The following is a 596-nucleotide window of genomic DNA, read 5'->3' as shown; positions in this document are numbered from 1 at the left end:
TTTTATTTTTAGCCCAAAACCACCTACTTCAGTAGGTGGTTATCATCATTTGAGGCTTTGCCTGTATACCTACCCATGTTAAATGCATCTTTGATTTTTAGCGAAGTCAAAAGAGGCAAATAACATGAGTAGATACGAGCAAGCATCGCATGTGTTCTGGCGATGTCAATATCATATAGTCTGGACACCAAAGTACCGCTTTCGGATATTGAAAGGTAATGTCGGAAAAGAGGTTTATCGATGCATTCAGGTTTATTGCCATCAAATGGGATGCATAGTCATGGAGCTAAATGTTGAAGTTGACCATGTTCATTTAGTGGTGAAGGTACCTCCGAAGATATCTATATCGAATTTAATGGGGGCGTTAAAAGGTAAGATAGCTTTGAAAATATTCAGTAAATTTCCTTACCTACGTAAGAATAAACTTTGGGGAAATCATTTTTGGCAGAGAGGATACTTCGTCGATTCGATTGGAATTAACGAGGAAATAATCCGTAGATACGTTAGGCATCAAGAGAAAGTAGAGCGGCAAGAGCAGGGTCAACTTGCTCTTGAATAAAGGCCCCCTTTTAGGGGGTTAAAACAAAGCCACCTTC

General features: G+C 39.4%; 1 protein-coding gene. It reads left to right on the top strand.

The genetic code is table 11. The annotated features are described in order from the left end of the window. Nucleotides 1-124 precede the first annotated feature (124 nt). The gene (gene tnpA, locus SHEWPOL2_RS22110) at nucleotides 125-559 is read left to right on the top strand and encodes an IS200/IS605 family transposase (RefSeq protein WP_037431905.1); all 435 of its coding nucleotides are present in this window, start codon (nucleotides 125-127) and stop codon (nucleotides 557-559) included. Nucleotides 560-596 lie beyond the last annotated feature (37 nt).

The organism is Shewanella sp. POL2, assembly GCF_000282755.1.
In the GTDB taxonomy this organism is placed as follows: Bacteria; Pseudomonadota; Gammaproteobacteria; order Enterobacterales; family Shewanellaceae; genus Shewanella; species Shewanella xiamenensis.
Note: the sequence above shows the minus strand (reverse complement) of the source record. Positions and strands in the feature narration are given on the sequence as shown.

Bases quoted from the DNA above. Each gene is read 5' to 3' on its own strand.
- tnpA (WP_037431905.1), top strand. From the start codon at position 125: ATGAGTAGATACGAGCAAGCATCGCATGTGTTCTGGCGATGTCAATAT.